This is a genomic window from Microvirga sp. jy35 (assembly GCF_056148915.1).
On the sequence record NZ_JBWBEW010000092.1, the window covers coordinates 1 to 4,219 of the forward strand.

Sequence of the window (4,219 nt, forward strand, 5' to 3'; positions counted from 1 at the left end):
GTAGGGGCAGTTTCCTGCGGGTAAGAGCCTTTTGTAGAGTATACTCCGTGGAGAAATACTCTACAAGGCGGTGCGATTCCGGGCATGTCGATCCGGGATGTGCTCGCCAAGAATGTAAGAAAGTACCGACAGACCGCCGGTCTGTCGCAGGAGGAGCTTGCCCACAGGGCGGAGCTTGACCGAACCTACATCAGTTCGATCGAGCGCAGTGTCTACGCGGCATCCATTGACGTGGTCGATCAACTTGCCAAAGCTTTGGGCGTCGAGGCGTCCGATCTTCTTGTCAGGCCGCGAAGGCGGTCCGTGTCAAAGACATTAACGTCCGCTCACTGAGGGGGGCTGCCGAACACCTACAGCCCATGACCCAGAGGGCGGCTGCTGTTCCAGCACCGTCCGGGCCGATCTTACAGACGTCACTCAAACGATCACGAATGGCGGGCATCAAGAGGTTGAGGATTTGGGCCGCTCGCACATCACGCCGATTTGTCCGCGCACATATCCGAACGACAGGGCAGCCGCCAATCGCTCGATCCGTTGTTCCTGAATGAGCTGCTCGACGAGAAGGGCCTTAATGGCGGTCCTGGGATCACCACCGCAGGCCTCGATCACGGCCGAGACATCCGCTTCCATCGAATCCGCGTCGCATACCGCGTGTTCCTGCTGGGTCATCATCATCTCCCTTGGAAGTCACGATGGTACTGCTTCGCGCCCGGGGGTACCACAAAAATGTTCTTCTTTTGTTCCCAGCCTGTGGAATGTGTGGACATCCATCGATAGGTGGTGAGGACGCTCTCCCATCGCTTACGAGGACCCTCTGCTGGTTCTGCTCCGTTGATTCGATGCTGGGCAAGTTTCGAGGAGGTTCCGATGGACGTCATACTGCGCCTGCAATGCGACGATCTTCTGGGTGGTCGGATCGAGCGGGAGACGCCGACCGGGCTTGTGACGATCGCCACGGTTGCGTGGGAGGCCGACGGTCTCGCAGTACCTGTCATCAATGGCCAGGAGGCGCAGAGCCCGGAGCATCTCCAGGGTCTTCGGGCACAGAACCGTAATGAATTGCAGCGGCGGATGGGTCGAACGGATGTGATGGTGACGATGCCGACCGGATAGGGGAAGGGCCAGGCAGGGGCCGTACCCAAGCCGGCGCTCAGCGCAGGAAGAGCGGCAGGTAAAGAACAACGATGGTGCAGCCCAATGTGAAGACAGCGGTGATCGCCGCTGCTAACGAAAACCGCTCTTTCTTCTCCTGCATGGCACCCTCCTGCATGATCGCGTGCAGCGTGTGGAATACCGCAGCGTCCACCCGCCGGCGGTGCGGCCCCGCACGCGTCTGTGTGGGCCGTCTATTGAAGAGGCCAGCTGTCTCACCGGACTGTGCGCGGCTCAAACCGTCTCGGAACCCCTGAGCGGCGAGTGACCGCCTGGATATGTGGTAGGCTCGGATTGCTCACGTGCGCGAACGATCGGCGGCGATCACCAGGCTTCGGGTGGCGAGCGCATCACCGGTGGCGGCGAAGGCCGCCGTGTTGTCGAAGATGCACCAGGTCTCGACGCCTAACGCGGTATCCCTTGCGAGCACCTCCGGGATGGCTGCCAGGTACTCCGCGCTATAGGTCGAGTAGTAGATCCGGGGCGATCCGTGCAGGCGATAGTACGACAGCCCGTGCCAGCCACCTGGCTCGTCAGCTCCGGGAACCGTGGCCGGGTCAGCCGCGACGCGGGAGATCCGAAGTTCGGCGAGCAGTTCCTCGACCCCCGGCGTGAGCCACGAGGCATGACGGGGCTCGCAGACGATGCTGTCGGAAACCCGGCTTCTCAGATTTCTCAGGAAACGGTCAGCGATGCCCTCCTGGAAGTTCAGACTCGGCGGAAGCTGGACAAGCAGCGGCCCGAGCTTGGACCCGAGACCCGCCGCCTCCGATAGAAACCGGTCCAGCAGGTCATCGACATCCTTCAGCCGGCGCTCATGGGTAATGGTCTTCGGGACCTTCACGGCAAAACGGAAGTCTTCCGGCACCGATGCGGCCCAGCGCTCATAGGTGGCTGGCCGGTGCGGGCGGTAGAACGAGGAGTTGATCTCCACCGCATTGAGGACAGCCGCATGGCGCTCCAGGTGCGATCCCACCGCCGGGAAGGGGGCGGCATGCTGCTTCGGGATGCTCCAGGCGGCGGTGCCGATCCGCACCGTGGGAACGACGTGGTCCGAGGATGAACATGGTGTGCAGGATGTGAGGCGATGTGTATCCGGTAGGATCTGCATGCTCCTCTCGCGATAACTGCCTCGCTGCGTCAACGCAGGCGCCGATCAGCCGTTCCGGCCGTGGAGCCCCGGCCTTCGCTGGCCGCGCGGAACAAGACGGTGCCGTTTCCAGAGGCGGGCCTGTCAGCGGCTGCTCCGGATCCCCAAATAAGTTGCATGAGCCAGGAACTTCGCCGCCAGGAGCCCCTTCCGGCCTCGGCCACTCACGCAGGTACACCCGAGATCGCCCTCTCAGATGAGGATCGCGAGGCGCTCCGGCAGGCCGTGCTCGCGCTCGAGGGGCCGAGCTACGTCGCTCGCCTGTCGGCCTTGGCTGGCCGGCCGATCGAGTTGCTCGGGCAGGCGCTTCCGGTGCCGGTATCCGACGTGATCTCGAAGGCCACGCAGGCGGCGCTGACCCGCGCCCTGCGCTACGCGCTGAAGACGATCCCGAAGGAGGGCAGGGATCCCGAGACCCGCGTCCACAAGGCGCTGGCGGTCCTGTCCGGGGCTATGGGCGGGGCGCTCGGCATCTCGGCAGTTATGGTGGAACTCCCGGTCTCAACCACGATCATGCTGCGGTCAATCGCCCGCGTCGCGCAGAGTGAGGGCGAGAACCTCGACGATCCCGAGACGGCGCTGGCCTGTGTCCAGGTCTTCGCTCTGGGTGGGCGCACCGGCTCGGACAATCTGCACGAGGCCGGTTACTTCGCCGTGCGGGCCGCCATGGCGAAGTCCGTCACCCGCGCCCTGCAGCAGATGGCCGGGCGCGGGGTCGTCGACGAAAGCGCCTCGTCTATCGTGCGCCTGCTGGCCCAGATCGGAGCCCGCTTCGGGGTGGTCGTGTCGCAGAAGGTCGCCGCCCAGGCGGTTCCGGTTGTCGGGGCGATCGGGGGCGCGGCCGTCAATGCCGCCTTCATCGATCACTTCCAGACGCTGGCCCGCGGGCATTTCACGGTGCGCCGCTTGGAGCGGACCTACGGTCAGGGAACGGTACGCTTGGCTTACGATCAGATCCGTCAAACTGTCAGGAAATGAGGAGACCAATTTAGCTGAGGGACTGCTGTCTCTGTCAGATAAATGATGGAACCGATACCTAGTCTTCTTTATGTCCCCTAGGACAACTCGCTCATCAAGCCAGATTGATCGCGCCTACACCGGCTCTATCGAGCGGAGGGTGCACGGCCATGCGACTGATGTTCGGGATCGCGTGGCCAATGCACCCGACCAAATAGCCAATCTGCTGGTAAAGTCTCGAAAGCGCTCTAAGCGACGGACGATTAACGGATGCTCTACGGGATGGGTTAAATCACAGTTGGTTGCTTAGCTGGGTTCCGGACAAAGACAGAAAATTTGGCGGTCAACAAACAAATAGCGGGTAGCCTAGATGCCCCGTAGGAATTCCCGTTCCCCAAAGAGCGCTTCTCGAATTTGAGCCTCATCCAAGTAATGCTTCAGGGTTTCTGGGTTTTCGTGGCCGGCGATCTCAGCAAGCATGAGAAGGATCCCACGAGTATCATAGTTGTCGCCAAACTTCCCTTTGGCCTCCCGGAGAAGGCGACAAGCGTACTGTGTGAGAAATGCCGCTCGAAGTGAATGGATGCTGCCTCTCACGTTAGCAGCCTCAAAGCCGTGATCCTTCACGATGTCCTTTATTGCGGTAATTGTCAGTGGGCTGGCATCCCTATCGGACAGCCACAAACCCCCAGATAGCTTGCTGAGACTCGAACTTCCTTCCGCGGTCAGGAAACGTTCACGTTCACCCCAAAGATGTTGGAGGAGGGCGAGGACAAGCGGAATTGGGAATGGCACATTGCGGGCTTTGCCTCCCTTCTCAACCACGCACACAATCAGACTTCCTCGGCCAGTTTTCCCAAGCTGATAAATTTTCTCCCGAAGACTAGAGCGGATTCGATTTAGGTGAACTCGTATCCGCAGTTGCTGAGATAGTTCTGGCATTCGTCCGCCGGGAAGCTG

6 protein-coding genes are annotated in these 4,219 nt (G+C 61.3%); 3 read left to right on the top strand and 3 right to left on the bottom strand.

The features are described 5' to 3' along the window. The first annotated feature begins 84 nt into the window (after nucleotides 1-84). The gene (locus AC0QTX_RS27145) at nucleotides 85-333 is read left to right on the top strand and encodes a helix-turn-helix domain-containing protein (protein WP_474606898.1); all 249 of its coding nucleotides are present in this window, start codon (nucleotides 85-87) and stop codon (nucleotides 331-333) included. A 108-nt stretch (nucleotides 334-441) separates the two neighbouring features. Here the strand turns inward: AC0QTX_RS27145 and AC0QTX_RS27150 are convergent, their stop codons facing one another. Continuing rightward, the gene (locus AC0QTX_RS27150; RefSeq protein WP_474606899.1) at nucleotides 442-675 is read right to left on the bottom strand and encodes a hypothetical protein; all 234 of its coding nucleotides are present in this window, start codon (nucleotides 673-675) and stop codon (nucleotides 442-444) included. 192 nt (nucleotides 676-867) lie between these two features. On the opposite strand from AC0QTX_RS27150, the gene AC0QTX_RS27155 reads away from it, so the two are divergent. Next, the gene (locus tag AC0QTX_RS27155) at nucleotides 868-1,113 is read left to right on the top strand and encodes a hypothetical protein (protein WP_474606900.1); all 246 of its coding nucleotides are present in this window, start codon (nucleotides 868-870) and stop codon (nucleotides 1,111-1,113) included. Nucleotides 1,114-1,450: 337 nt separating this feature from the next. Here AC0QTX_RS27155 and AC0QTX_RS27160 read toward each other — a convergent pair whose 3' ends face one another. Beyond that, the gene (locus tag AC0QTX_RS27160) at nucleotides 1,451-2,188 is read right to left on the bottom strand and encodes a DUF72 domain-containing protein (RefSeq protein ID WP_474606901.1); all 738 of its coding nucleotides are present in this window, start codon (nucleotides 2,186-2,188) and stop codon (nucleotides 1,451-1,453) included. Nucleotides 2,189-2,419: 231 nt separating this feature from the next. On the opposite strand from AC0QTX_RS27160, the gene AC0QTX_RS27165 reads away from it, so the two are divergent. Beyond that, on the top strand, nucleotides 2,420-3,280 hold the full coding sequence (locus AC0QTX_RS27165; RefSeq protein WP_474606902.1) for an EcsC family protein: 861 nt from the start codon (nucleotides 2,420-2,422) through the stop codon (nucleotides 3,278-3,280). Between the two features lie 345 nt (nucleotides 3,281-3,625). Here AC0QTX_RS27165 and AC0QTX_RS27170 read toward each other — a convergent pair. Next, the coding region (locus tag AC0QTX_RS27170) for a hypothetical protein (protein WP_474606903.1) at nucleotides 3,626-4,219 on the bottom strand (594 nt) is incomplete at its 5' end.

Excerpts from the sequence above, each read along its gene's own strand:
- AC0QTX_RS27145 (WP_474606898.1), top strand. The coding sequence starts at position 85 with ATGTCGATCCGGGATGTGCTCGCCAAGAATGTAAGAAAGTACCGACAG.
- AC0QTX_RS27150 (WP_474606899.1), bottom strand. The coding sequence starts at position 675 with ATGATGATGACCCAGCAGGAACACGCGGTATGCGACGCGGATTCGATG.
- AC0QTX_RS27155 (WP_474606900.1), top strand. The coding sequence starts at position 868 with ATGGACGTCATACTGCGCCTGCAATGCGACGATCTTCTGGGTGGTCGG.
- AC0QTX_RS27165 (WP_474606902.1), top strand. The coding sequence starts at position 2,420 with ATGAGCCAGGAACTTCGCCGCCAGGAGCCCCTTCCGGCCTCGGCCACT.